This is a genomic window from Planctellipticum variicoloris, assembly GCF_030622045.1.
Classification (GTDB): domain Bacteria; phylum Planctomycetota; class Planctomycetia; order Planctomycetales; family Planctomycetaceae; genus Planctellipticum; species Planctellipticum variicoloris.
On the sequence record NZ_CP130886.1, the window covers coordinates 2,465,727 to 2,489,806 of the forward strand.

Sequence of the window (24,080 nt, forward strand, 5' to 3'; positions counted from 1 at the left end):
CTGTTACGCTGAAAACGCAGCGATCACTTCCTCGGTCCGGCGGCCAGTCCCCATTGGCTCTGGCGCTGAGCAGTCAGACTGCAGCACCGCCCGTGCCCGGGACAACGCCCCGACCGTAAAGATGATCGGATAAAGTCGTTCAAAATACCACAGCTTGGCAAAATAGAACCCGATTGGCGCGGTCTGGACAAAACTTCCGTCTTCAACCCGAGCCAGCAACCAATCTAACCCCGCCAGACACCCCGCAGACGCCGTTTTTTCCGCCAGCAGGGCTTCCAGGGCGAGAGCGGTCTCTTCCACGCTGCTGGGTGCGCCGGCTGCACCCCCCCAGCCGCCATCGGCAGACTGGCTCGATTTCAGCCAGTCCAGCGCCCGCCGGGCGGCGGGTTCGCCGAGGCGTCCCGCGTCGCGCCAGGCCAGCAGCACCTTGGCGGTCCCGTACAGCGGATTCTCGTCGTCGGCGACGTATTGATTCCCGAACCAGAGGGGCAGCCAGCTCCCGTCGGCCCGCTGATGCTTTTCGAGAAATCGCCAGCCGGCCGCGAGGGCTCGTTCGACGCGCCGGGCGAGATCGTCCTGTCTCGACTTCACCGCCTTCAGCCAGGCCAGCAGCGCCCGCATCGCGTGGGCGGAGATGTCGTTCGAACTGCGATCGAACGGCAGAGCCCCCCAGCCGCGGCAGAAGGTCGGCCAGCCGCCGTCCCGATTCTGCAGGTCGACCAGCCAAGTCACCGCAGCCGCCAGTGATTCGGCGACGGCGGGCGTCATCCGCTCGCCCCGGCACAATTTCAGGACTGCCAGGATCGCACCGGGCGTATCATCCGCATCGGGGACGCCCCCCGTCAGATTCGTCCAGGCCCAGCCTCCCGGCGCCGCCTGCGTGTAGGGATGGACCGTCCGGTACTGCTGGCCCAGCAGCCAGTCGGCAATGGCGCCCCCCTGCTCGGCCGGCAACTCCCCCTCGGGAAGCGCATTCACCGCCAGCGTGGTGACCCAGGTGGCCAGATTCGTGTCGATCGGCCAGCTTCCATCCGGACGGACGGACTCGATCAAAAACTGCAGCCCCTTCCGTGCGACGGGATGATCGGCGCGGCCCATCGACGCCAGGCTCATCGTCACAAAACTCGTCAGAGGCGCCGCTTCGAGGAAGCCGCCGCTGGCCGGCTGAATGGCCGTCAGCAGTTTCAACGTCGACGGTCCGGCGGCCTGGCGCAACCACCAGGTCAATGGATTCCAGGACGGACCGCGCATGTGCCGGACCTGCCCGATAGCGATCAGCGCCGGCAGCGCGTAGCTCACGACCGGCAACTGGATCCACTGATAGAACTTGTGCGGCAGCACGCCCAGTTCAAATGGCAGCGACGGAATCTCGCGCCAGTCGATCAGGCCGGCGATCGCGCACTGCGTCAGAATCGGGACCGAAAACGTCTTGTCTTTGCCGTACCGTTTCCGCACAGCCTCCGCACCACCCGCGGCGTCGATGTACGCCTGGGAACGCACCAGCAATGGCGAATGACGCGCTGTCGCTCCCGCAGCGTGAAACGCCGCGTGAGCCAGCATCGTCGTCGAAATGTTGCTGAAGCTGAGCGTCGTATCGCCCCAACCGCCGTCTGCGTTCTGCTGTTCCGCCAACCAGTTCAGGCCGCCGTCGATCAACGGTTGCAGCTCCGGCGTCCGCTGTGGTTCCCGCAGCAGGATGACGGACAGTGCAGTGACCGCGGTCGCCGTCGACAGAGCTGATGTCGAAAGTTCGCCGACCCAGTGCCCGGCGGGTGTCGCCTCCTGCAGCAGAACCTCGACCGCCCGGCGACAGCCGGCGTCGAGTCGTTGCTGCAGATTGGCGGGGCCATGCGTCATCGGGCGGGGATCAACTCGGCGGGAACAGGTTGGGGATGCGACTCAACTCCGAGGCGTCTGGACATTCTTGTCGGCTCCGCAACCCGGCTACAGGTCGAGGGCGTCGAGGCCGTCCATGAGATCGTCGAGGGAATCGCGCGGCTGGTCTTTCTGATGCTCCTGGCGTTTGGGCAATCCGACCGCCGTTCCGACCGCGTCGCGTCCGTCGGCGACCAGTTCGCGATCGCGTTCGAGGACGGCGATCTCCAGCGCGTCGGTCGCGCCGAACAGTTTCGACAGGTCGATCTTGAAGTCCCCGGCTCCCGCGACCGCCGCACCGGCGATTGAGGGTGTCTTGTGCTCGGGGAAAATGATCGCATTCTCGGGGCAGACCCGGCTGCAGGCGGGACAGCCCTTTTTGCAGTTGTCCTGCTGCTCGACCAGGATGCGATCCGCATTGTCGACGCCGTAGACGCCGAACAGGCAGAAATCGATGCATTCCATGCAGTTCGTGCAGCGGCTGTAATCGATAACCGGATACCACCGCCGGCGAACCGGCTCCGTCCCTTCCAGAACGAGGGGTGTCAGAGACGCGGGAGGCGCAGCGGGCGTAGTCAGGCGATTCACCGGCTCCAGGGGAGTGTGTCCGTTCCCGTGGCCATTTCCCGGTCCCGAAGAACTTCCCAGCAGACCGCCCAGCGAAACGACTTCCACGGCCGCTTCCGATGCGATCCGGCGGATCTCTTCGATATAGACGTTGGGATCGGTCTGGTCCCGGAGGTCGATCGCGTAGATCTTGCGCTTCGGGACATTCAGCGACCCGATCCCCTTCAGCTCGGCGGCGGCCTCCTCGGGCTCATCGTCTTCCTCGACTTCGTCGGAGGACTTCAGCAGGGAGAGTCCCTCCTGGCCGCGAATCCCGTTGCGGTCGAGCACCCAGCGGATCGCCCGGCCGTACGACCAGCCCAGAACGACCATGTCCCCGCGGATCCCCTTCAGCCAGACCATCCCGGTGTGGTCGGCGGCGAGATCGTAGAGGTGGGGAATCAGCGAGACCTCCGCCACTCCCTGCAGCATGAGTTGCGTGGCGATGTCTTCTTCGAGCTGGCGCTTGGTCGGGTTCTTCCCCGGCGCCTGCGAAATGACGACTGTCAGTTTGCGACCGGCCATGACACGACTCGTCTCAAAGGTTGGACCGAATTCCGCCTGGAATCCGACGGAAGCTGTTTTTTGAGAATCGGCTCTCGTTTCGGATTTCGAGTTTCGGATTTCGGGCTTGTTTACTCGTTGTGCTGATTCTTGAGCATGCGTTGCGTCGCGTCCCAGGTGGATTCGAGATGGCTGACATATTCGGCCGCGGTCAGCAACCTGGCGGTCGTCTGCATTTCGTACAGCCAGCCCCCGTCGTAGTTCTCGACGTTGATCAGCGAGGGATCGTTCATCAGGGCCGGATTGAACTCTCCGACGATCCCTTCGACCGGAGCGTACAGCGCGGAGACCGCTTTGGAACTCTCGACCTGACCGATTTCCTGTTTCTTCTTCACCGGCGTATGCGGCTCGATGCCCCAGTCCAGAAAATAGACGTCCTGCAGCAGTCGCACCGCATAGGAAGTCAAGCCGACTCGATACCCGCCGCCTTCCTCCTTGAACCAGACGTGAGACTCCGCGTACCGCCGATCGGTCGGCAGCCGGGCCTCGTACTTGCCCATCAGGAATACCAGGTCGTCAGTCATGGAGGGTCTGGCAGGCGTGGATCGTGCAGAGGGCAAACGCTACTCGTCCGATTCGGCGGTCTGTTCGGCGCCGTCCGAGTCCGACGAACCCTCCAGAGTACCGGAGACGGCGGCCGGCCGGAAGCTTCTGGGGAGGGGAGGCGGTGCCGGCGGAGGAAACAGAGCCAGGATGCCCTCCAGCTCTGCCACGCAGCCGTCCATCGAAATCACCGCCTGCTTGAAATTCGTATGGTCTGACGCGTGCGGGGCATCGTGACGGAATTTCGCCGCCGCCGCCCTTAGCTTGCCGATCTTCTTGCGAAGCTGATGGATGTACGCTTTCGGATCCTCAACCCGCGATTCCAGCGACCGGGCGGTATCGAAGACGCTCCGGACAATCCCCATCAGCTCGGGAAAGTCTTCGGTCACGTCGCTGTGCTTGACGAACGTCCGCACCATCCACGCATGCGCCAGGATGATCTGGCACCGTGCAACCGCTTCAGCGGGGGACAATTCCTCGGACATCGACGTCCACATTCTCCGTCAGAGCGACTCGGCGGGCAGGCCAGGGGGGCGTCGCGCGCACTGGTCGCGCACTTCGGCCGCGTGGCGTTGAATTCTTTGCAGCCCGCGGCAGATCTGCAAGACCCCCGGCTCTCCCTCCAGCAGAATCGGATGGTGCAGGACAACGAGCCGTTCATCGGCCCGCGTCGCCTGCGGCAATGTTCCCACTGCTCGAAACCGCCGGGGAGCGTGAATCTTGTGCAGCGCCCGGAAACCGGGAAAGAAGGCAATCCCCTCGTGCTGCAGGGCCGCGCACCAGTGTTCGCGCGACAGACCCTGCCAATCCTGCGGGTCATACCAGCAGCCCAGTTTGTAATAGCCGGGCTCTGCATCCGTGACATCTGTCCGGAGCGGAACCAGTCCCGGAATCGCCGTCAGGTGTCCCCGCAGCAATGAGACAGTTTCGGTCCTTTGCCGGTTGTCATCCGACAACCGGGCAATTTGCGGCAGCAGGATGGCTGCCTGCAGTTCCGTCAACGGAGAAACGTCGTTCCCCCGGAGCACAAATCGACGAATCCGTTCCAGCACCTGCGGACTGCGGCAGACGACCGCCCCGCCGCGTCCCGCGGTCAGCAGCTTGCTGCCGCCGAAACTTAGAATGCCTGCGTCGCCCCAGGTTCCCGCCACCCGTCCGCCGACGCGGGCGCCCGGCATCTGGCAGACGTCTTCGACGACGGCAATCGTATGTTTGTCGGCCCAGACCCGGACCGCGGGCATGTCGACCATGGCGCCGTGCAGATGGGACGCCAACACCGCTTTTGTCTGCGGCGTCCGGGCGGCCTCCAGTTGATCCGTGTCGAGTTGCCCCGAGACATTGATGTCGACCAGCACGGGAATCGCACCGATGGCCAGCACGTCCTGAAAATTGGCCTTGAAGTCATACGCGGCCAGAATGACTTCGTCGCCCGGCTGGACCCCCACGCCGCGCAGGCCCAGTTCGACCGCCGCGGTGCCGCTGCTGCAGAGCCACGCATGCTCGACGCCGTGCAGTTCCGCCAGCCGCGCGCGAAGCTGCTCTCCGTGAGGGCCTTCGTAGTGCCCCCAACGGCCATCCTGCATGGCCTGGGTCAGGACTTCGAGGACCTCCGGCAGCGGTCGCGGCCAGCCGGGAGGCCCCGCGGTCCGGAGCGGCGTTCCTCCGAGAATGGCCGGCAGATCGCTGGACGTCACGGACAGAGCCTCCCGGAAGACCAATTGCCATCACGCTCCGTACGATGCGACAGTGCCGCACCGATGTCAAATCCCGCTGACGGACCGTTCGGGAAATCAGAGCGATCTGGAGTTTGAGGCTCGCATTCTCTGACAGATGTCAGAATAATAAGCGGAGTTCGTCGAACGGGGACTTTCCTGCAGGGAGCAGATTTCGTGGCGCAACAGATTCGCTTCATCATGGTCGGGGGATTTCTCGGCGCCGGCAAGACCACGACGCTCGCCCGGCTGGCTCGGCGCTATATGGATCAGGGACTCAAGGTCGGGATCGTGACCAACGACCAGGCCCAGGATCTGGTCGACACGAACAATCTGCGCTCGCAGGGCTTCGACGTTGGCGAAGTCGCCGGGGCCTGCTTCTGCTGCAAGTTCAATGACCTGATCGGGACGATGGATTCGCTCGATACGACGAAGACGCCGGATGTGATTCTCGCCGAGCCGGTCGGGAGCTGCACGGACCTCGTCGCGACGGTGATTCAGCCGCTCAAGCAGCTCTATCAGGCCCGCTTCAGCATCGCCCCTTATGCGGTGATTCTCAAGCCGAGCCAGGGGCGCAAGATCCTCAAGAACGAAGCGGGGACGGGATTCTCCCCCAAGGCCGCTTACATCCTGGAAAAGCAGCTCGAAGAGGCCGACGCGATTCTTATCAACCGGATCGACGAACTCTCCGCCGCCGAATTGCAGGAACTGGAGCAACTCCTCGCCGCAAAATATCCGGACACCCCCCGCCTGCGGGTCTCGGCGAAGAGCGGGCAGGGATTTGAAGCCTTCAGCGAGTTTCTCAGTCAGGAAGGGGATTTCGGCCGTCGAGTGCTGGACATCGACTACGACATCTACGCCGAAGGGGAAGCGGAGCTCGGCTGGCTGAACAGCTCTGTGCGGCTGAACGCGGTGCAGCCGTTCGACCTCGATCAGTTGCTCGTCGATCTGATCGGTCGGCTGAAGGCTTCGCTGACCTCCGGCGGATTCGAGGCTGCCCATTTGAAGGCGATCGGCCTGTGGGAAGGCTTCTTCGGCGTGGCTAATCTGGTCAGCAGCAGCCTGCAGCCCGAGCTGTCGCTCCCCTCCCGTTGCCAGGTCCGCGAGGTCGACCTGGTGGTCAACGCCCGCGTCGCCTGCGATCCGGACTGGCTGAAGGCGCTGGTGGATCAGGCGGTCCGGGAGGTCGCCGCCGCCCGCGGCGCCACGGTGACAGAAGGCCAGACGCAATCGTTCCGCCCCGGCCGCCCGATGCCAACGCACCGCCTCCAGCCGGCTTGAGGCCCGCGGGGAACAGGATTGATCTCGTTCCCAGGCTCCCGCCTGGGAATGCTTCTTCGGACGCTCCGCGTCCTCCTTCGCTTCGCGCCCGTAAGATGACAAAGTGCGAGGCAGAGCCTCGCAAGAAGGGGTTCCCAGGCAGAGCCTGGGAACGAGTGTTGCTAGCTTTCTCCCCCTCTCTTAGCCGCGCTTCCGTGGTCAAGTTCTCTTCGGACTTGCCGGTCATTCCGCCGCCCCCCTTTTGGGTTCGCCTCGCGCGCTGGTAGAATTTCCCGGACGGCGCGGCTGACCCTGCGCTGCTGGATTTTCAACGACTGCGGAGCGCGGCATGTACCTGCGGATGGCCAAGCGGATTCTTCTGGAGACCGATAAGCGGCTGCTCTGGAAGCTCGCCTACAACTTCGGCTTCAAAGGGGCGCTCTCCGTCCAGAAGTTCAAGCGGCGGCTGAAGAAGGGGGAGTACTTCCCGCCGTTTCTCTACATCTCCGTGATCAATAGCTGCAATCTGCGCTGCCAGGGCTGCTGGGTCGACGTTTCCGCCAAGCAGCAGACGATCGACGTCGCCGCCATGACCCGGCTGATCAATGACGCGAAAGCCGCGGGGAACAGCTTCTTCGGGATCGTGGGGGGAGAACCCTTCATGCACCCGCAGCTCCTGGAAATCCTGGCAAAGCATCCTGACTGCTATTTCCAGGTCTTCACCAACGGGCACTTCATCACCGACGAAGTGGCCCGCGAACTCCGGAAGATGGGGAACGTGACGCCGCTGATCAGCATCGAGGGGACCGAACTGGTCAGCGACGAGCGCCGCGGCCGGTCCAACGTCTACTCGAAATCGATGCAGGGCATCGAAAACTGCCTGAAGCACAAGCTGCTGACGGGGGTCTGCACCAGCGTCTGCCAGACCAACATCGACGACATGCTCAACGAAGCCTGGATCGACCGCCTGATCAAAATGGGAGTCCTCTATACCTGGTTCCACGTCTACCGCCCGATGGGGCCCAAGCCCGAACCCGCCCTGGCGCTCACTCGCGAACAGCAGCTCCGCATCCGTCGGTTCGTCGTCGAGATGCGGACCAGGAAGCCGATCGGGATCGTCGACGCCTACTACGACGGCGAAGGCCAGGCCCTTTGTCCGGCGGCGACGGGGATCACCCACCATATCAATCCGTGGGGGGGAATCGAACCCTGCCCGATCGTGCAGTTCGCCAAGGAATCGATCCACGATCCCCGGCCGATCAATGAAGTCATCAGCCAGTCGGCGTTTCTGAAGGACTTTCGGCAGCTCGCGGCGTCGACGTCGCGAGGCTGCATCGTGCTGGAGCGGCCCGACCTGCTTCACGAACTGATGGTCGTGCATGGCGCCGAGGATCAGACCGTCCGGAAGACGGCTCACGCCGAGCTGCAAGCCATGCAGAACCGGTCATCCCAGGATCTGCGCGGCGACGAGATCCCGGAAAAGAGCTGGGCCTACCGCCTCGCCAAACGCTGGTTCTTCAGCGACTTCGGGGCGTACAACGCTCCCGTAAACCCGCTGGAGAAGCGGGAGACGGTGGGCGTCAGTTCCTGACGGGGCGGCAGACGACGCCTTGCGCGTCGGTCAGCAGCGGACTGTTGTAACGGGCGATCAGGCCGCCATCGGTGTTCAATTCGAAGACAGTGTTGCCCGAGGAGACGAAGTAGCAATTCCCGGCCCGGTGATAGTAGATGTCGTGGACATGGTTTGCTCCGAGCGTTTGCATGTCGCGAAAGGTCCGGATGAACCGACCGGAGTCGACCTCAAACTCCTGAATCAGATCGTTTTCGGCATTCGATACCAGCAAGTGCTGGTTGTGACCGACGACCAGACCACGGGGTCGATCCAGCCGGTCGGATTGCGAAATCAATGGCACGGAAGCATGTGGATCGGCCGCCAGGTTGACTCGTACGACCCCGCGCTGAAAATACTCTGCGATATACAGAGAGTCGTCGCGGACGGCGAGCCCGATCAGGTTCGCACGCCGTTCGATTGTGATCGTTTCCACCAGCTCACGATTCGTCACGTCGTAGCACTGCACGGCCCGTTCGGTGTCGGCGGCGACGTAGAGCCGGCCGCGTGGGTCGAACGCCATCATTCCCGGTCCGAAGCGGCCGATGGTGGGCGTGACGTTGATTGGTTCGAGCAGTCCATCTGGCCGCTGATCCAGCCTGGAGATCAATTCGACCACGTTCTTCTGATTTCCACGGAGACCGACAAACAATCGTCCGACGTCGCTTGCCGCCAGAAACGACGGCTTCGAGCCGCTCGAGAATTCGGCCAACGCGCTGTCCGCGCCGGTGGAGAGGTCAAAGCGAACGACGTTGTCGCTGTCGCGACCTGCCACGAGAAGCTCGTAGCGCAGATCGGCGGCTCTGGCCGATGTGCAGAGCAGCCCCGACAGTGCGATCAGGAGCATGTGTGAATTCATCGGGGAGCCCTCCTCGGATTTACGAGGTGAAACGAGTCCGCATCGCACCGGCGGAGCCTCAATACCTCACGCAATTGTCTCATGGAGGATGTGGCCGGCGACGTCGGTCAGGCGGAAATCCCGCCCGGCGTAGCGGTAGGTGAGCTTTGTGTGATCGAGCCCCATCAAATGCAAGATGGTGGCGTGCAGGTCGTGGATGTGGACCGGTTTCTCGGCGGCCTTGAAGCCGAACTCGTCCGTCTCGCCGTAGGTCATCCCCCCCTTCACGCCACCGCCCGCCATCCACATGGTGAAGCCGTAGTGATTGTGGTCGCGGCCGGTGCCGTTTTCGGTGGTGGGGGTCCGGCCGAATTCGCCCCCCCAGAGGACCAGGGTTTCCTCCAGCAGGCCGCGGCGTTTGAGGTCGGTCAACAGGGCGGCCATCGGGCGGTCAATGTCTTCTGCGAGTTTGCGGACCTGGTTACTGTGGTCGCTGTGCGTGTCCCAGGGCTGGCCGTTGCCATAGTAGATCTGCGTGAAGCGCACGCCGCGCTCGGCCAGCCGCCGGGCCAGCAGGCAGGAGTTGGCGAAATGCCCCTTGCCGTATTCTTCGCGGATCGCCTCGGGCTCGCTCGACAGATCAAACGCCTCGGTCGCAGAGGTCTGCATCCGGAAGGCGACCTCCATCGAGCGGATGCGGGCCTCGAGCTGGCCGTCGCCCCCGCGCTGGACCGCGTGCTCCCCGTTGAGCGCCCGCAGCAGGTCGAGCTCCTTGCGCTGGATCGAATCCGGCTGGGCCGGCTTGAGGAACGGAATCAGCTTTTCGGGGGAGAGGTCCGCGTGGTTGATGTAGGTCCCCTGGTACTCGCCCGGCAGGAAGGAGCTCGACCAGAGAATCGAGAACCGGACCGGGCGGCCGGGGCAGAGGACGATATAGCCAGGCAGGCTTTCGTTCTCGGCCCCCAGGCCATAGAGCATCCAGGAGCCCATGCTGGGGCGAGTCGGGACGATGGTCCCGTTATTGATGAGCTGCAGGGCGGGGCCGTGGTTGGGATTGTCGGTGTAGACGGACCGCAGGACACAGACGTCGTCAATGCAGCCGGCGAAGCGGGGGAGTAACTCGCTGACCGGGACGCCGCTTTCGCCGGCAGGTGAGAACTTGAACGGAGAGGGCAGCAGCCCGGCGGTCTTGCGTTCGGTCCGGAGGTTGACGGCGTCCGGCCGCTGGCCTTCGTACTTGAGCAGATCGGGTTTGGGGTCGAGAAAGTCGGGGCCGAAGGGGCCGCCGTTCATGAAAAGCTGGATCACGCGCTTGGCCCGCGGCGGGGCATGGGCGACCTGACCGGCCCGCGCCGGCTCCGCCAGGAGTTGCGCCAGACCGAGCGTCCCCAGCCCGCCCCCCAGTCGCCCGAGCAGCGCCCGGCGGGAAATCTCCGACGACGGAAGAGTCAATTCAGAACGCATCGAACAGCTCCGTCAGTCGATCAGCAACATTTCGTTGAGACTCAGGAGGGCATGGCAATACGTCTGCCACGCCTCGGCGGCAGGTGTGCCGCTGGCGGTCAGTTCCTGCAGAAACGTCGCTCCGCGTTGCAGCTCACCGACGGTCGGTTCCCGCTGAAACAGTCGGGAATAGCAACGCCGGATCCGTTCCTCGGGGCTGTCTGCCGGAATGGCCTCCGCGACCACGGTCGCCAGCGTCTTCGCCTGCTGCTGAAACAGCGGTCCGTTAAGCACAAAGAGCTGCTGCAGCGGCGTGGTCGTCGGTTCGCGGGATGGGCTGTGCGACGAGGGTTCGGGGAAATCGAACAGGCGGAGCATGGCGTTCTGCTCTTCCCTCACGACTTTGCCGTAGAGCGTTCGACGCAGATTGGCGGCGTCTTCGAGCGGCAGAGCGGGGCCGTCCATGCGGTCGTCCAGGGCGCCCGTTGCGGCCAGGACGGCGTCGCGCCAGGGTTCGACGTCGAGCCGCCGGCGCGGAGACCGCCAGAGGAGATTGTTATCCGGATCGATCGCGTCGCCGTCGCTGCGCGGCGCACTCGCTTGCTGGAAGGTCTCCGAGAGGACGATTTCGCGGATCAGCGGCTTGATGGCCCATTGTTCTTCGATGAGTCGGGCGGCGAGGTACTCCAGCAGTTCCGGGTGCGTCGGTCGTTCGCCCTGCCGGCCGAAGTCGCTGGTGGTGCGGACCAAGCCGTGGCCGAACAGTTGCGCCCAGAGGCGATTGACGAGGACGCGGGCGGCGAGTCCTTCGCCATCGCTCAGAATCGCAGCGGCCAGATCCCGTCGACCGCTGCCGTGCTGGAACGGCTGCGGTTCTTCGTCACACAGGACGGCGAGGAATCGTCGCGGAACGACTTCCCCGGGATCGCTGGCATTCCCCCGTCGGAAGATCCCCAGATCGCGCGGCTGGCCGGGGCGGAACTCCAGTCGGGTCTGATCTTCGCCCTCTGGCTCGATAAAGATGCTGGAGTCCTCGACGACGTGCGCCCACGGCTCGGCGTAGTGCGGCGTCGTGGACTTAATGCGTTCGATCTCAGCGGTCAACGGAGCCGTTTCGTCCGGCTTGGGATCTTTCTTCGCTTTCAGCTCGGCTTCGAGTTCGGCGACGCGTTTGCGGGCCGTGCGAACCACCCCGGCCTCGGCCGGCGGGAGCAGCGGGCGCTCCGCAAGCTGCGTGCTGGCGAAGACGCCGGCCAGGGCGTAGTAATCTTTCACGGTCACGGGATCGAATTTGTGATTGTGGCAGCGAGCGCAGGAAACCGTCAGTCCGAGGAATGTCCGCGTGACGGCGTCGATCCGCTCGTCCCACTCCTCCGCCACGACGGTCTTGATGACGTCCGGCGCGAGCTTCAGTTCTTTCCAGTAGGTCGGGCTGAGTCCCAACAGGCCGAGCGCGGCCAGATCTGCGGGGGGAGTCTGCTCCCATTGATCGGCGGCCAACTGCAGGCAAACGAAGTCGTCGTAAGGCCGATCTTCGTTGAAACTGCGGACGACCCAGTCCCGGTAGAGCCAGGCCCGGTCGGCGTTGGTCAGGTAGTCGGGCGTCTGGTCGACATACCGGACCAGGTCGAGCCAGAACCGCGCCCAGCGTTCGCCGTACTGCGGCGAATTCAACTTGCGATCGGCGAGCGCCGCGAATGCCGTTGGTGATGAATCGGCGGCGAACTCGGCCACCCCTTCCGGACGAGGTGGAAGACCTGTCAGTGCAAACGAAAGCCGTCGGGCCAGGATGCGGGGCTCCGCCCGTGGCGATGGTTTGAGACCTTCCGCTTCGAGGCGAGCGAGTACGAAGCGATCCAGCGGGCCGGCCGGCCAGTCGGACTGGCCTACGTCCGGGATGGCTGGCCGCTGCACTGGTCGAAACGACCAGAAATTCCGATCCTCCTCGGCGATGGCGAAGTCATCGATCTTGTCCGGTTCCGGTCGCAGCGTTCTCGCACCGGCATCGATCCAGCGGCCGATCAGCTCGATCTGGTCGGTGCTGAGCGGCTTGCCACCTTCGGGAGGCATTTCGTGAGCGGCGATTCGCTCGAACAGGGGGCTTTCGGCCCGCTTTCCGGCGACGATCGCAGCCCCGGACTCTCCCCCGGAGTGCATGAAACGGACGAGGCGGAGATCCAGCTTTCCTTCCTGTTTGCCATCTTCGCCGTGGCAGGCAAAGCAATGGGCTTTCAGGATCGGGCGAATCTGATCTTCGAAGGTCATCGGTTCGGCGGCACGGACCTCTTGCGCAAAGGCGACCAGCGCAAGCAGACCAAGCACCGCGGCGAACTTCGAGATCCGTTTCATAGCATTAAAATTACCAGAACCGGCGACGCATGAGAAGTCGTTGATTGGTGTGGAGTCGGCTGTGTCATCCCATGATCAATGTGTTCAAATTTGATTGAGCCGCTTGATACTGTTCGCGTGGCCGACTTGTCGGAACTCATTCAGTAGTCTCGGCTACCGTTCCAGATGCCACTCGGGCCGGGAATAGCGGGACGCGAGCAGTTCCGCGAGCGACGCTTCCGCCACTTCGCAGTCGCTCTGCCACGTCGCCCTCCAGGTTTCGGCAAGCCACTCGGCGAGCTGGCCCCGGTTCAGCGGCAGATTGCGGATGAATTCCGCGTGGCGGCGATCCGCCCGGTAGTCCGGCTGCCGGCTCGGCGCCCGTAGATAGCGGCTCACGCGCGGCAGATCGAAGTCGTAGAGCAGCGTGCCGTGATGCAGAAACGCCTGCCGCTGCCAGCGCTGGGCGTTCCCGGAGAATTTCTGCTCGCCCACTGTCAGATCGCTGATGCCGCGAACCGCGGCCTCGGGCAGCGACGACCGCAGCGATTCCGCCATCCGTCCCAGGAGCGCGGCCGTCGTTCCGGTGATCCCCAGCCGCTGATGCTCGGCGTGAATCGGCAGCGCCAGCGTGTAGCAGAGGCAGCCCGGCCCGATGACCACCGCCCCGCCGCCGCTCATGCGTCGCAGTACCGGCACGTCGTCGCGCCGGCAGGCCTCCAGATCGACTTCCACGGCCGCCTTGTTTGAACGCCCCAGCACGACGCAGTACGTAGTCGTCTCCCAGATCCGCAACGTGGCCTGGGCCGGATCGGCGTCGACGGCGTGCAGCAGCCACTCGTCGAGGGCCAGATCCGCCTGCGGTGATCCACAGGTTGCATCCAGCCCGCGTACGGAGGAGGGCCAGAGCGGTGCGACGTCCGGTTCCATCGCAATCCGCTCCCCCGTTAACTTGCCGAGCCAATTCGGCCCCGTGGCACAGACATTCCTGTCTGTGTGAATGAAAAGTCGGGCCGCGGCTCTCACATATGAATGGTTCTGCCGTCGACCGCCAAGGCCGCTTCCTTCATCACTTCGGCGAGCGTCGGATGAGCGTGCGAGCTGCGGGCGATGTCCTCGCTCGTGGCGCCGAATTCGATCGCCACGACGGCTTCCGCAATCATGTCGCCGGCCCGCGGACCGATGATGTGCACGCCCAGAATCCGATCGGTCTCCGTGTGCGCCAGAATCTTGACCCGTCCGCCGGTGTGGCCGAGGGCCTTGGCCCGGGCGTTCGCCATGAACGGGAACGAGCCCTTCCGGTACGGCATGCCGGCCGCTTTCAGCTCTTCTTCCGTTTTTCCGACGCTGGCGATCTCCGGCTCCGTGTAGACGACCCCCGGAATGGCGTCGTAGTTGACGTGACCGTACTTGCCGGCGAGAAGTTCCGCGCAGGCGATCCCTTCTTCCTCGGCCTTATGAGCCAGCATCGGCCCGGCGATGACGTCGCCGATCGCGTAGATCCCCGGAATCGTCGTGGCATAGTGCTCATCGACGATGATTCGTCCGCGCTGATCGACGCCGACATTGACCGTGTCGAGGCCCAGGTTGTCGGTATTCGGAATCCGGCCGACCGCCAGCAGCACGCGGTCGCACGCCAGCGGCTGCTCGCCTTCGCACTCGACGAAGACCTGCTTCCCTTCGACGCGGGCGCCGGTGACCCGTCGGCCCAGCCGGAATTCGAGTCCCTGTTTCTGAAAGGTCTTCTGGGCTTCCGCGACGATCTCGCCGTCCATTCCCGGCAGAATCCGGTCGAGGTACTCGACGACAGTCACTTTGGCCCCCAGTCGCGACCAGACGCAACCCAGTTCGAGGCCGATGACGCCGGCGCCGATGACGACCAGGTGTTCCGGAACTTCCGGGAAGGAAAGGGCTTCGGTGCTGGTGGCGATCCGGTCGCCATCAACGGCGACGCCTCTGAGGGGCGACGATTTGCTGCCGGTCGCGATGATGATGTGCCTGGCCGAAATTTCTTCCGGCTGATCGCCTTCGACCACGACCTGGCCCGGCGCGACGATTCGGCCGTGTCCGAAGTACCGGGTGATCTTGTTCTTGCGGAACAGCCCTTCGATCCCTTTGCAGAGACCGGCGACAATGTTGTCTTTGCGTTTCTGCATGGTCGGCAGGTCGAGCGAAACCTCGCCCACGCCGATGCCGAACTCGGAGAAGCTGGTTTTTGCCTGTCGAAACAGCTCGCTGGCTTCGAGGAGGGCCTTGCTGGGGATGCAACCGACGCGGAGGCAGGTTCCGCCGAGGGCCCCTTCTTTCTCGATGCAGGCGACGTTCATTCCGAGCTGTGCGGCCCGGATCGCGGCGACGTAACCGCCGGGGCCGGCGCCGATGACAACCAGGTCGTGCTGTTTCATAACGCGAGATTCTCTAGAGGGTTAGGTGGCCTCCTGGAAGCCGGTGGGCGGCTTGGCAGGGGAGCCTGTGGGAGGATTTTGGACGTTGGAACCGGTATCGTACCGAACCGGGTCGGTGCTGCGTAGCGCACCGGGGTTGCTGCGACACCGGCTCCTGCACGCCCGACAACCTTCTTCACAATCTCACGGATTCTGAAGATGATCTTCACACGATCTTCATGGTTCGTGACGAAGATTCGGCGGCTGACTGAGGCAAGAACATTCGATGTCGATACCTGCGGCTCTGGGCCAAAGTGCTCAATGCGTCGCGATGTGTCGAAGTGTTCGAGAAATCACAGGTGAATTGACAGGATCGTCAACCATGAAATCTTGGATCGGGTCCTCCTGCGGAATCGTCGCTCTGCTGGCATGCGCCGTTACGGCCGGCTGCGTGAGTAAGGTTGATGAGTCAAAGTCTGGCCGCACTGCGGCAGGTGGAACAACTGGCGGCGGTGCTAAGGCGGCTGGCGAGACCACGATTGCGATCGACGGTTCCAGCACGGTCTACCCGATTTCGCAGGCGATGGCGGTGGAGTTCGAAAAGGAGCACGCCGACATCCGAGTGACCGTCGGATTGTCAGGGACTGGCGGCGGCTTCAAGAAGTTTATTGCCGGCGAGATCGACATTTCAGACGCCTCCCGTCCAATCGACGAGAAGGAAAAGGAGGCTCTGGCCGAGAAGGGGATCGAATACCTCGAATTGACTGTCGCCATCGACGGGCTCGCTGTGGTGGTCAATCCGGCGAATGACTGGGCCGAATGCATGACGGTGCAGCAGCTCAATCAGCTCTGGGACGAGGGGAGCCAGGTCAAGACGTGGAAGGAACTGGATCCGAGCTGGCCGGACGAGAAAATCCAGCTTTTCGGCGCCGACACAGACAGCGGGACGTTCGACTATTTCACGGAAGTGATCAACGGCAAGGCCAAACGCAGCCGGACCGAGTATACGTTCAACTCCAACGACAACGTGCTCGTCCAGGGGGTTTCGAACAACAAATTCGCTCTGGGCTATTTCGGGTTCGCGTACTATGCGGAAAACACAGATCGGCTCAAGGTGCTTGGAATTACTTCGGCTGACGGCAAGGCAGTCTGCGTCAAGCCGTCGGTGGAAACCGTCGAGAAGGGCGAATACACCCCCCTCGCACGACCGCTGTTTATCTATGTGAGCAAGGCATCCCTCAAGCGTCCAGAAGTCGCCGCGTTTCTGAAGTACTACCTCTCGGAGGCCGGTCAGAATCTCGTCGCCGACCGGAAGTACATGCGGATCAATCCGACTGTGCTGGCGGAAATGCAGAAGCGGCTCGACGACGCACTGGCCGCTGCGAAGTAGTTGCTGAATGAACGACTGGCAGTCGCGATGGACGCCGCTCGCCGATGACTTGAGTCGCCATGGAACTCAGTGTGAGTCACGCCCCTTCCGAATCGCGGAATACCTCGCGAGCCGTCCCCGGCTCATTGAGGCGGCGATTTACCTGGCAGACCGCCAAAGAGCAGGCCATTTCCTGGATTCTGTTCGGCTGCGCGCTCGTGTCTGTCCTGACCACATTGAGCATCATCTTTGTGCTGCTCAGCGAATCGGTCCTGGCCATTCCGCCCCACACTTCGTTCTTTCAGGACGTTTCGGTCTGGGAGTTCTTCACTGAAACCCGCTGGACGCCGCAGTATGTCGACCAGCATTTCGGCATTCTCCCGCTGCTTTGCGGGACGCTGCTGATCACTGGGCTGTCCGCCCTCGTGGGGCTGCCGACCGGATTGTTTTGCGCTGTCTATCTCAGCGAGTACGCCTCTCCCTCCAATCGGACCTGGATTAAGCCGGTCCTCGAACTGCTGGCGGGCGTGCCGACTGTCGTTTACGGTTACTTCGGACTGGTCTTTCTAACGCCGATGGTCCTGAAACCCTTCTTCGAAGGCGTTCTGGGAATCACGGTCGATTCCGCCAATGCCCTCTGCGGAGGGCTTGTCGTCGGCCTGATGATCGTTCCAACCGTCGCTTCGCTGAGCGAAGACGTCCTGCGGGCAGTGCCCAGCAGCCTGCGGGAATCGGGTTATGCGCTCGGCGCGACGAAGTTTGATGTCTCGACGAAAATTGTCGTCCCCTCGGCCCTCTCCGGCATTCTGGCATCGTTCCTGCTGGCGCTTTCTCGCGGCATCGGAGAAACGATGGCCGTCACCATCTGCGCGTCCGGTAAGCCGCAGCTTACGCTCAATCCGCTGCAGGAGATCCAGACGATGACGAGCTTTATCGTCAACGTGATGAGTGGCGACGCGGTCGAAGGGACGAAGGTTTACAAGAGTCTTTACGCGGTCGCGCTGGTGCTGTTTGTGATGACGCTGCTGATGAATATCGTGTCGCAGATGATCCTCCGCCGGTATCGCGAGGTGTATCAATGAGCGTGCACGATGAGTTCTCCCGAGGTCTGGCCGGGCGACACCGGCTCGGCTGGATCTTCGAATGGACGTGCCGGCTGGCGACCTGGGGGTCCGTCGCGATGCTGTGCGTCTTGGTCCTCGCCGTGATCGGCGAGGCCTGGGGCTGGCTGACCTGGGATTTTCTGACGAAGTCCAACAGCTATAAAGCACGCGACGCGGGGATCATGCCGGGGCTGTGGGGCAGTCTCTGGCTGATCGGCCTGACGGGGTTGTTCTGCGTGCCGCTGGGGGTTGGCGCCGCCGTGTACCTCGAAGAATACGCCCGGGCGAACTGGTTGACGCGGCAGATTCAGCTCAATATCGCCAACCTGGCGGGGGTGCCGTCGATCGTCTACGGCATCCTGGGATTCACGGTGTTCGTGCGGATGTTCGGCGTCGAGAAGCAGACCTGGGCGGTGTCCCTGGGATTTGTGGACTTCGAATTCACGGTTCCACTGGGGCGAACGGTGCTCTCCGGGGCGCTCACCCTGACGCTTCTCAGCCTGCCGGTCGTAATTATCGCGGCTCAGGAGGCTCTGCGTTCGGTTCCGTCTTCCATCCGCCATGCGGCCTACGCACTGGGGGCGACGCGCTGGCAGACGATCTGGCATCAGGTCTTGCCGGCGGCGATGCCCGGAATTCTGACCGGTCTGATTCTGTCGATGTCTCGCGCCATCGGCGAAACGGCGCCGCTGGCGGTGCTGGGGGCGGCGACGCAGATGACGTTTGCGCCGGGGCGGATCACCGGACCGGTCGACGCGCTGACGCATCCCGAGAAGCTGGCGCGGGCGCCGTTCGACAGTTTTTCCGCGATTCCGCTGCAGATTTTTAGTTGGGTCAACGATCAGGGACGCGAATTTCAGCACCATGTGGCCGCCGCCGGGATTATCGTGCTGCTGGTGGTGCTGGTGCTGATGAACGGCAGCGCGATCTTGATCCGGAATCATTTCCAGAAGAAAATTCGCTGGTAGGCGGTATCTGCATGAATGTGACGAAGCCTCCTGCTCAGTCGCCGATTACGGTCAATGTCGCCGGTGCGATTCCGCCGACGGCGGCGGGCGCCGCTGTCGCGGAAAGTACCGAGCCTCCGCGGCTCGCCAAACTGGAAACGAAGAACATGGGGTTCTTCTACGGGACGCATCAGGCGCTGCACGGCATCAATCTGGTGATCCGCGAACGGGCTGTGACGGCGCTGATCGGCCCGTCGGGCTGCGGCAAGAGCACATATCTGCGTTCGCTGAACCGGATGAACGACATCATCGAGGGGACGCGCGTCACCGGAGACGTGCTGCTCGACGGGCAGGATATCTATCACCCGGATGTCGACGTCGTTGCCTTGCGCAAGCGGATCGGCATGGTCTTCCAGAAGTCGACGCCGTTTCCGAAGTCGATTTTCGACAACGTCGCTTTCGGACCGCGGATCGCGGGGCAGACCAATAGGTCGCAGCTTGCCGAACTGGTGGAGCAGAGCCTGCATCAGTCGGCGCTCTGGAACGAAGTCAAAGACCGATTGAACGAATCGGCGCTGGCCCTGTCGGGGGGGCAGCAGCAGCGGCTGTGTATCGCTCGGGCGCTGGCGACCAGCCCCGAGGTTCTGCTGATGGACGAGCCGGCCTCGGCCCTCGACCCGGCGTCGACGGCGCGTATTGAAGACCTGATTTTCGAGCTGAAGCAGAAGTACACGATCGTCATCGTGACGCACAATATGCAGCAGGCGGCGCGGATCAGCGAATGGACCGCCTTTTTCTGCCAGGGTCGGCTGGTGGAGGTCGGACAGACGCATCAGCTCTTCCGCAATCCGGCGGAAAAAGAGACGGAAGATTACATCACCGGCCGGTTCGGCTGAGTTCAGACACCGTGCGATTTTTCGGTCCGACGACCGGTGGAAACCGGCCGCCTTTCCCCAGGGAAGGAAAGAGGAAATTCATGTCGATCCATCTGACTCGAGATCTGGCGAGCCTGCACCGGATGGTGCTGGGGATGTGCGCGCGTGTCGAGGAGATGATCCATGCGTCGGTCGAGGCGCTCCACACTCCGGACTACGAGCGGGCCAAGCAGATTACGACCTGGGACGACGAGATCGACCGGATGGACGTCGAGATCGAGGAGGAATGCCTGAAGCTGCTGGCGCTTCACCAGCCGGTCGCGATCGATCTTCGCCGGATCACGTCCGTGATGAAGATCAGCGCGGAGCTGGAGCGGGTCGCCGATCTGGGAGTGAGCATCGCCGAGCGCGCCTGCGGGATCGTGTCGTCTCCCGAGATTGCCGTCCCGGATAATCTGAAGGATATGTCGCGGCAGGCGCTCGATATGCTGCACCGCGCCCTGGACGCCTATGTGCATCTCGACGTCCGGCTGGCCCGGCAGGTCTGCCTGGACGACGAGATTGTCGACCAGCTCAACCGGGAGATCATTTCGGAGCTGACGAATCTGATGAAGCGCAAGCCGGAGCTGATCGAGCCGGCCATGCATCTGTTTTCCGCGTCCCGGCAGATCGAACGGATCGCCGACCACGCGACGAATATCGCTGAAGACGTGGTGTATCTCGTCCAGGGAGAAATCATCCGCCATCGCAACCGGGTCCGTACCGGGAACGATGCCGACGATGCCGTGCAGCGGGCAAGTTGACGGCCCGCCGAGCCCGACAACTCGAGAGTTGACACGCGACCAACGCGGGAGCCCTGCGGCCCGCGCGAATGCTGTAGACATGCGAGCCGGCGCCCGTCGCAGGCCAGGCAGAGTTTCTGCCCGGTCCGGAGACGGCGACCGGGAATTATTGACAGACCTTCGCGGTCGGACTGCGTGGAAAATGCGCCCGCAGGACGCCGTTCACTCCAGATTCCGTTTCGAGAGCTGGTTGAGGAAGCTATGAGCAAACCGCGGATCCTGATTGTCGAAGACGAGAAGGCGTTGCAGGATGTCCTGGCCTACAACCTGGAGAAGGAGGGATTTGAGACTTCCTTCGCCTCGGATGGTCAGGAGGGGCTGAGGCGCGCTCAGCTTCAGCAGCCGGACGTCGTCATTCTGGACTTGATGCTTCCAATCATCGACGGGCTGGAAGTCTGCCGGCAGCTTCGCAGCGATCCGAAAACCCAGAACGTCCGCATTCTGATGCTCACCGCCCGCAGCGAAGAAGTCGACGAGATCGTCGGCTTCAACATGGGGGCCGACGACTACGTCACCAAACCGTTCAAAATCAAGCCGCTGATCCATCGGATCAAAGCACTGCTCCGCCGGCCGGGGGGCGAGACGGCGCGCGACGTGATCAGCACCTGCGGCATCGAGATCGACCGGACCAATCACACGGCGCGAGCCGACGGCGACGAGCTGCCGCTCACTCCGACGGAGTTTCGTCTGCTGTGGACGCTGGCTCGATCGCCGGGGCGTCCGTTTGCGCGCAACGAACTGATGGACCGCTGCCGCGGCGAGGACGCCAACGCGCTCGAACGGACGATCGACGTGCATGTCCGTTCGCTTCGGCAGAAAATGGGGCCGCTGGCCGATCTCGTTGAAACTGTCCGCGGCGTCGGCTACCGGTTTCGAGCCGAGAATGCGGAAGCCGTCAGTTCGTGAACGGCCAACGACGGCGACGGCTTGTTGGTCCGATCACTGCGTGAATTTGCTCCGTGCCGGATAGCTCGCGGGGCTACTGTTCCTCGTCGGTCGGCAGGGTCCGTTTAGATTTCAGCGTGGTGACCCACAGGAACGGTTTGCCAACTTCATCCTGCCAGAGGGTGACCTTCAGCTTTCCCTGAAACGCGAGGTTGGGCAGGACGGCCATCCAGGCCTGCCGTTTGCGGGCATGCGTCACGCGGATTCCGGCGGGATCGATGTCTTCCGCTTTGAGGGCGGGCAGATCGTAGAGCAGAGGCAGGTCGGCCTTTGCAGCCACTTCGGCGAGCACGTTGTCCAGCGGCTGATTTTCGACCACAATCGGCGAGATGACGAACAGTTTGGGGGCCGCTTTCGGCCTCGGCTGTTCGAGAGGCCACCCGACCGGCCACCAGAGCTCGCCATCTTTCTGAACGTCGATGACCAGTTCGAGGGTCCCGGCGGGAGTCCGGTTGGGGCGGAATCCGAGTCCGCAGTCGTTGAGCGCGATCGCCAAGGCCGTTGCAACCGTGAATCCGTCGACGTTCTGGTGCAGCGTCAGAGTCTCCATTGGCAGACGTCGGACGGCCGCTTCGCCGGCGGTGCTGAACCGGACCGGAAGATCGTCGGGAAAATCCATTCTTCCGATGACAGTGCTGAGCGACTCGCCGTTGAGACCTGGCGGGGCGGCTGCGGAGAGTTTCTTCAGAACGAGCTCGAACTGTTCCTGGGAGAGTCCCCAGAGAGGCTTTCCTTTCGGGGTGCCCTGCGCCCCATACGATTTCAGCTCGTTGATCCACTCAATCAGCTTCTCGCCGTCCGCTCGGGTGAACTTCCGATTCGGGAAAGTCAGATCGCCGCTGCGGTCGAGCACGCCGATCGCCGTGACCTGCCGCAACCGACCGAGCTGGGTCTCTTTGATCTCCGGCTTGTCATCCAGCAGGGGCTGGCGGATCCGCAGATCGATGTTCATTTTCTCGAAGACCGGCCGCCAGTCCTGAGCCTGCTGGGCCCCGCCGTCGGGTGTGGCGATCAGGATGACTTCGACGAGAGTCTTGCCGGGGCCGCCCTGCAGCAGGCTTCCGCCGACACCATCGTTGACCTGAGCGTGGGTGAAGTCGCTGCAGGCCGTCCCGACAAGGGAGGCGGCGAGGGCCAGTATCCTGAGTCGCTGCATGATGAGTTTCCTGAGGCAGAACGGAGTTGGAGAAACTCCCCACAGAACCAAACATTCAGGTTATCACAGGTTTCGCGGGCTACAATTGGAATACTCCGCCCACACCTCCCAGACCCTCGGGTCGTGGCTGATCGAGACGGAAAGGTGGCGAAGCCGGTTTCTGGCCGAGCAGCGTGCGGAATGGGCGAAGTTTTTCGGCTCTGACGGCCGATTTTGGCTCAAGAGCAAGTCCACCGTCGCCGAGCAGATTGCCGGAAATCCGGTCCGTCTGGTCTCGTCTCGTTAAAGATCGACCATGTCGCACCCGCTGACCGAGCAGAATATCGAAGCAATTCTGGAGCGCTGCCAGGAAACGCTGGCAGGTCTGGCGGAGTCGCTCAACCAATGCTTCGACCTTTCGGTGCAGATCGAAGCGGGTGAGTCGGGCTGCTGGCTGCCGGATGAGGCGGCCAGCGAGTTCCAGGGGCCGGGGGCGGTGGCCGTGATCGCGGTCGGCGACCAGGCGCTGGGGGTGATCATCCCTGCGGGTCTGCCGCTGCCGGGATGGTACACGAGACCTGGAGAAAACGAAAAGTCGCGGCTCGACACCTTGGCGATGGAGTGGTCGCTGAACATGCTTCCGGAGGAGCTGGAGGCGGGCCAGACGGCGACGTTTTCCGTTCCCAGCGGAGTCATGGCTATCGCGCGGATGCAACCCGAAGACTGGGCGGCGACGCTCGACCTGATCGTCCGCCGGCCGGACGGTTCATCGTCGACGACGCTCAAGCTGGTGTGGCCCCTGACGGCTCCGGTATTCGCCGGCGAAGCCCCGCCCCCAGCGGCCGCGGAAAAACCTCGACCGGCAAGTCCCGCGTCACCGGCCGCGGCGCCGACGGACAAGTCCTCCGGTCGGATCGGCCGATTGAGCAGCGTGCCGGTGCAGATCAGCGTGTTGCTGGCGGAAAAACGGATTCCGATGGGCCAGATGCTGTCGATCACTCCGGGCGCGCTGATCACCTTCAACAAGTCCTGCGAAGATCTGCTCGATCTGTACGTCAACAACTCGCTGTACTGTCGCGGCGAAGCGGTGAAGATCGGCGAAAACTTCGGGATCAAGATCAATCAGGTCGGGGCGGTCAGGGTTCGTCCCGGCAAGGTGATCGACACCTGAAACGCGAATTCAGGGCGACTGACCTTCCTGCAGCCGGTCGAGAACGATCCGGGTCATCAGCGGGTGCAGTCCCAGATGCGGGCAGAGGATGAACTGCGCCGCGGGGAACTCCGCAACCAGCGTCTGTCGATGCTCTTCCAGGTCGCTGGAGACATGGACGCCGGCAGAAAGAAAGTAGGGAAGCATCAGGACCCGCCGGGCTCCGCGGGCGATGCAGCGGCGTCCGCCGGCCGGAATATCCGGCTCCGCCAATTCCAGGAACGCGGTCTCGACGATCGCGTAGGCCCCCTGGCGGGCGATGTCGCTCGCAAGCTGCAGAAGATCCGCGTTGGCGGCCGCCCGGCGGCTGCCGTGAGCGATCAACAGGACGGCGGTAGAGTCAGCGGCCGATTCAGGCATCACACATTCCGGCGGCAGGGATTGCCGGGACTCGACGCGCCCGGCGGGTTTCCCTATTGTTGCAGATCACCCGCAGTGTGACAGGGCCGCCTCGCCCCGGATTTCGACTTCCTCACTTCCCTTCGGTCAGCG

The 24,080-nt window shown here is 63.3% G+C and carries 22 protein-coding genes; 10 read left to right on the plus strand and 12 right to left on the minus strand.

What is annotated here, in order from left to right:
- Positions 1 to 3: 3 nt before the first annotated feature.
- The 5 genes from SH412_RS09625 to SH412_RS09645 all read right to left on the minus strand — a co-directional run bounded on the left by SH412_RS09625 (position 4) and on the right by SH412_RS09645 (position 5,282).
- On the minus strand, positions 4 to 1,857 hold the full coding sequence (locus SH412_RS09625) for a prenyltransferase/squalene oxidase repeat-containing protein (RefSeq protein WP_336523297.1): 1,854 nt from the start codon (positions 1,855 to 1,857) through the stop codon (positions 4 to 6).
- Positions 1,858 to 1,944: 87 nt separating this feature from the next.
- Complete coding sequence (locus SH412_RS09630) at positions 1,945 to 3,006, minus strand: 4Fe-4S dicluster domain-containing protein (RefSeq protein ID WP_336523298.1); 1,062 nt, start codon at positions 3,004 to 3,006, stop codon at positions 1,945 to 1,947.
- Between the two features lie 110 nt (positions 3,007 to 3,116).
- A complete protein-coding gene (locus tag SH412_RS09635) occupies positions 3,117 to 3,569 on the minus strand; it encodes a glycine cleavage system protein H (protein WP_336523299.1) in 453 nt (150 codons plus the stop codon).
- 39 nt (positions 3,570 to 3,608) lie between these two features.
- Positions 3,609 to 4,073 carry an amidohydrolase gene (locus tag SH412_RS09640; protein ID WP_336523300.1) on the minus strand — a complete coding sequence of 155 codons (465 nt, stop codon included), beginning with the start codon at positions 4,071 to 4,073 and terminating at the stop codon, positions 3,609 to 3,611.
- A gap of 18 nt (positions 4,074 to 4,091) precedes the next feature.
- On the minus strand, positions 4,092 to 5,282 hold the full coding sequence (locus SH412_RS09645) for a DegT/DnrJ/EryC1/StrS family aminotransferase (protein WP_336523301.1): 1,191 nt from the start codon (positions 5,280 to 5,282) through the stop codon (positions 4,092 to 4,094).
- Positions 5,283 to 5,477: 195 nt separating this feature from the next.
- Here SH412_RS09645 and SH412_RS09650 point away from each other — a divergent pair, with 195 nt between their 5' ends.
- Both SH412_RS09650 and SH412_RS09655 read left to right on the plus strand, forming a co-directional pair.
- Positions 5,478 to 6,581 carry a GTP-binding protein gene (locus tag SH412_RS09650; protein ID WP_336523302.1) on the plus strand — a complete coding sequence of 368 codons (1,104 nt, stop codon included), beginning with the start codon at positions 5,478 to 5,480 and terminating at the stop codon, positions 6,579 to 6,581.
- Positions 6,582 to 6,909: 328 nt separating this feature from the next.
- Positions 6,910 to 8,151 carry a radical SAM/SPASM domain-containing protein gene (locus SH412_RS09655; RefSeq protein WP_336523303.1) on the plus strand — a complete coding sequence of 414 codons (1,242 nt, stop codon included), beginning with the start codon at positions 6,910 to 6,912 and terminating at the stop codon, positions 8,149 to 8,151.
- Here SH412_RS09655 and SH412_RS09660 read toward each other — a convergent pair.
- The 3 genes from SH412_RS09660 to SH412_RS09670 form a co-directional block, all read right to left on the minus strand.
- Positions 8,141 to 9,028, minus strand: a complete 888-nt coding sequence (locus tag SH412_RS09660; RefSeq protein ID WP_336523304.1) for a Vgb family protein — start codon at positions 9,026 to 9,028, stop codon at positions 8,141 to 8,143. The two genes, SH412_RS09655 and SH412_RS09660, sit on opposite strands and share 11 nt — an antisense overlap.
- A 66-nt stretch (positions 9,029 to 9,094) precedes the next feature.
- Positions 9,095 to 10,471 carry a DUF1501 domain-containing protein gene (locus tag SH412_RS09665; RefSeq protein WP_336523305.1) on the minus strand — a complete coding sequence of 459 codons (1,377 nt, stop codon included), beginning with the start codon at positions 10,469 to 10,471 and terminating at the stop codon, positions 9,095 to 9,097.
- A 12-nt stretch (positions 10,472 to 10,483) separates the two neighbouring features.
- Positions 10,484 to 12,631: a PSD1 and planctomycete cytochrome C domain-containing protein gene (locus tag SH412_RS09670; protein ID WP_419555799.1), complete on the minus strand. Its 2,148-nt coding sequence runs from the start codon at positions 12,629 to 12,631 to the stop codon at positions 10,484 to 10,486.
- On the opposite strand from SH412_RS09670, the gene SH412_RS09675 reads away from it, so the two are divergent.
- Entirely contained in the window at positions 12,524 to 12,832 is a 309-nt protein-coding gene (locus tag SH412_RS09675) for a hypothetical protein (protein ID WP_336523307.1), read from the plus strand. The two genes, SH412_RS09670 and SH412_RS09675, sit on opposite strands and share 108 nt — an antisense overlap.
- A 120-nt stretch (positions 12,833 to 12,952) precedes the next feature.
- Here the strand turns inward: SH412_RS09675 and SH412_RS09680 are convergent, their stop codons facing one another.
- Positions 12,953 to 13,708: a lipoate--protein ligase family protein gene (locus SH412_RS09680; RefSeq protein WP_336523308.1), complete on the minus strand. Its 756-nt coding sequence runs from the start codon at positions 13,706 to 13,708 to the stop codon at positions 12,953 to 12,955.
- Positions 13,709 to 13,800: 92 nt separating this feature from the next.
- On the minus strand, positions 13,801 to 15,183 hold the full coding sequence (gene lpdA / locus SH412_RS09685) for a dihydrolipoyl dehydrogenase (RefSeq protein WP_336523309.1): 1,383 nt from the start codon (positions 15,181 to 15,183) through the stop codon (positions 13,801 to 13,803).
- A gap of 361 nt (positions 15,184 to 15,544) precedes the next feature.
- On the opposite strand from lpdA, the gene SH412_RS09690 reads away from it, so the two are divergent.
- From SH412_RS09690 to SH412_RS09715, 6 genes are all read left to right on the plus strand, one after another.
- Positions 15,545 to 16,552: a PstS family phosphate ABC transporter substrate-binding protein gene (locus SH412_RS09690; RefSeq protein ID WP_336523310.1), complete on the plus strand. Its 1,008-nt coding sequence runs from the start codon at positions 15,545 to 15,547 to the stop codon at positions 16,550 to 16,552.
- Between the two features lie 71 nt (positions 16,553 to 16,623).
- Entirely contained in the window at positions 16,624 to 17,613 is a 990-nt protein-coding gene (pstC, locus tag SH412_RS09695) for a phosphate ABC transporter permease subunit PstC (RefSeq protein WP_336523311.1), read from the plus strand.
- Complete coding sequence (pstA, locus tag SH412_RS09700) at positions 17,610 to 18,602, plus strand: phosphate ABC transporter permease PstA (RefSeq protein WP_336523312.1); 993 nt, start codon at positions 17,610 to 17,612, stop codon at positions 18,600 to 18,602. Before pstC ends, pstA begins: the two co-directional genes overlap by 4 nt.
- 11 nt (positions 18,603 to 18,613) lie before the next feature.
- The gene (pstB, locus tag SH412_RS09705) at positions 18,614 to 19,477 is read left to right on the plus strand and encodes a phosphate ABC transporter ATP-binding protein PstB (RefSeq protein ID WP_336523313.1); all 864 of its coding nucleotides are present in this window, start codon (positions 18,614 to 18,616) and stop codon (positions 19,475 to 19,477) included.
- 80 nt (positions 19,478 to 19,557) lie between these two features.
- On the plus strand, positions 19,558 to 20,259 hold the full coding sequence (gene phoU / locus SH412_RS09710) for a phosphate signaling complex protein PhoU (protein WP_336523314.1): 702 nt from the start codon (positions 19,558 to 19,560) through the stop codon (positions 20,257 to 20,259).
- Positions 20,260 to 20,499: 240 nt separating this feature from the next.
- The gene (locus SH412_RS09715; RefSeq protein WP_336523315.1) at positions 20,500 to 21,204 is read left to right on the plus strand and encodes a response regulator; all 705 of its coding nucleotides are present in this window, start codon (positions 20,500 to 20,502) and stop codon (positions 21,202 to 21,204) included.
- A gap of 73 nt (positions 21,205 to 21,277) precedes the next feature.
- On the opposite strand, the gene SH412_RS09720 is transcribed toward SH412_RS09715, so the two are convergent.
- On the minus strand, positions 21,278 to 22,399 hold the full coding sequence (locus SH412_RS09720) for a hypothetical protein (RefSeq protein WP_336523316.1): 1,122 nt from the start codon (positions 22,397 to 22,399) through the stop codon (positions 21,278 to 21,280).
- 295 nt (positions 22,400 to 22,694) lie between these two features.
- On the opposite strand from SH412_RS09720, the gene SH412_RS09725 reads away from it, so the two are divergent.
- On the plus strand, positions 22,695 to 23,549 hold the full coding sequence (locus tag SH412_RS09725) for a FliM/FliN family flagellar motor switch protein (RefSeq protein WP_336523317.1): 855 nt from the start codon (positions 22,695 to 22,697) through the stop codon (positions 23,547 to 23,549).
- 9 nt (positions 23,550 to 23,558) lie between these two features.
- On the opposite strand, the gene SH412_RS09730 is transcribed toward SH412_RS09725, so the two are convergent.
- Entirely contained in the window at positions 23,559 to 23,948 is a 390-nt protein-coding gene (locus SH412_RS09730; RefSeq protein ID WP_336523318.1) for a sirohydrochlorin chelatase, read from the minus strand.
- Between the last annotated feature and the right edge of the window lie 132 nt (positions 23,949 to 24,080).

What these genes read in the sequence shown, in the direction of transcription:
- SH412_RS09625 (WP_336523297.1), bottom strand. Translation starts at nt 1,857, where the DNA reads ATGACGCATGGCCCCGCCAATCTGCAGCAACGACTCGACGCCGGCTGT.
- SH412_RS09630 (WP_336523298.1), bottom strand. Translation starts at nt 3,006, where the DNA reads ATGGCCGGTCGCAAACTGACAGTCGTCATTTCGCAGGCGCCGGGGAAG.
- SH412_RS09635 (WP_336523299.1), bottom strand. Translation starts at nt 3,569, where the DNA reads ATGACTGACGACCTGGTATTCCTGATGGGCAAGTACGAGGCCCGGCTG.
- SH412_RS09640 (WP_336523300.1), bottom strand. Translation starts at nt 4,073, where the DNA reads ATGTCCGAGGAATTGTCCCCCGCTGAAGCGGTTGCACGGTGCCAGATC.
- SH412_RS09655 (WP_336523303.1), top strand. Translation starts at nt 6,910, where the DNA reads ATGTACCTGCGGATGGCCAAGCGGATTCTTCTGGAGACCGATAAGCGG.
- SH412_RS09660 (WP_336523304.1), bottom strand. Translation starts at nt 9,028, where the DNA reads ATGAATTCACACATGCTCCTGATCGCACTGTCGGGGCTGCTCTGCACA.
- SH412_RS09665 (WP_336523305.1), bottom strand. Translation starts at nt 10,471, where the DNA reads ATGCGTTCTGAATTGACTCTTCCGTCGTCGGAGATTTCCCGCCGGGCG.
- SH412_RS09680 (WP_336523308.1), bottom strand. Translation starts at nt 13,708, where the DNA reads ATGGAACCGGACGTCGCACCGCTCTGGCCCTCCTCCGTACGCGGGCTG.
- lpdA (WP_336523309.1), bottom strand. Translation starts at nt 15,183, where the DNA reads ATGAAACAGCACGACCTGGTTGTCATCGGCGCCGGCCCCGGCGGTTAC.
- SH412_RS09690 (WP_336523310.1), top strand. Translation starts at nt 15,545, where the DNA reads ATGAAATCTTGGATCGGGTCCTCCTGCGGAATCGTCGCTCTGCTGGCA.
- pstA (WP_336523312.1), top strand. Translation starts at nt 17,610, where the DNA reads ATGAGCGTGCACGATGAGTTCTCCCGAGGTCTGGCCGGGCGACACCGG.
- pstB (WP_336523313.1), top strand. Translation starts at nt 18,614, where the DNA reads ATGAATGTGACGAAGCCTCCTGCTCAGTCGCCGATTACGGTCAATGTC.
- phoU (WP_336523314.1), top strand. Translation starts at nt 19,558, where the DNA reads ATGTCGATCCATCTGACTCGAGATCTGGCGAGCCTGCACCGGATGGTG.
- SH412_RS09715 (WP_336523315.1), top strand. Translation starts at nt 20,500, where the DNA reads ATGAGCAAACCGCGGATCCTGATTGTCGAAGACGAGAAGGCGTTGCAG.
- SH412_RS09720 (WP_336523316.1), bottom strand. Translation starts at nt 22,399, where the DNA reads ATGCAGCGACTCAGGATACTGGCCCTCGCCGCCTCCCTTGTCGGGACG.
- SH412_RS09725 (WP_336523317.1), top strand. Translation starts at nt 22,695, where the DNA reads ATGTCGCACCCGCTGACCGAGCAGAATATCGAAGCAATTCTGGAGCGC.
- SH412_RS09730 (WP_336523318.1), bottom strand. Translation starts at nt 23,948, where the DNA reads ATGCCTGAATCGGCCGCTGACTCTACCGCCGTCCTGTTGATCGCTCAC.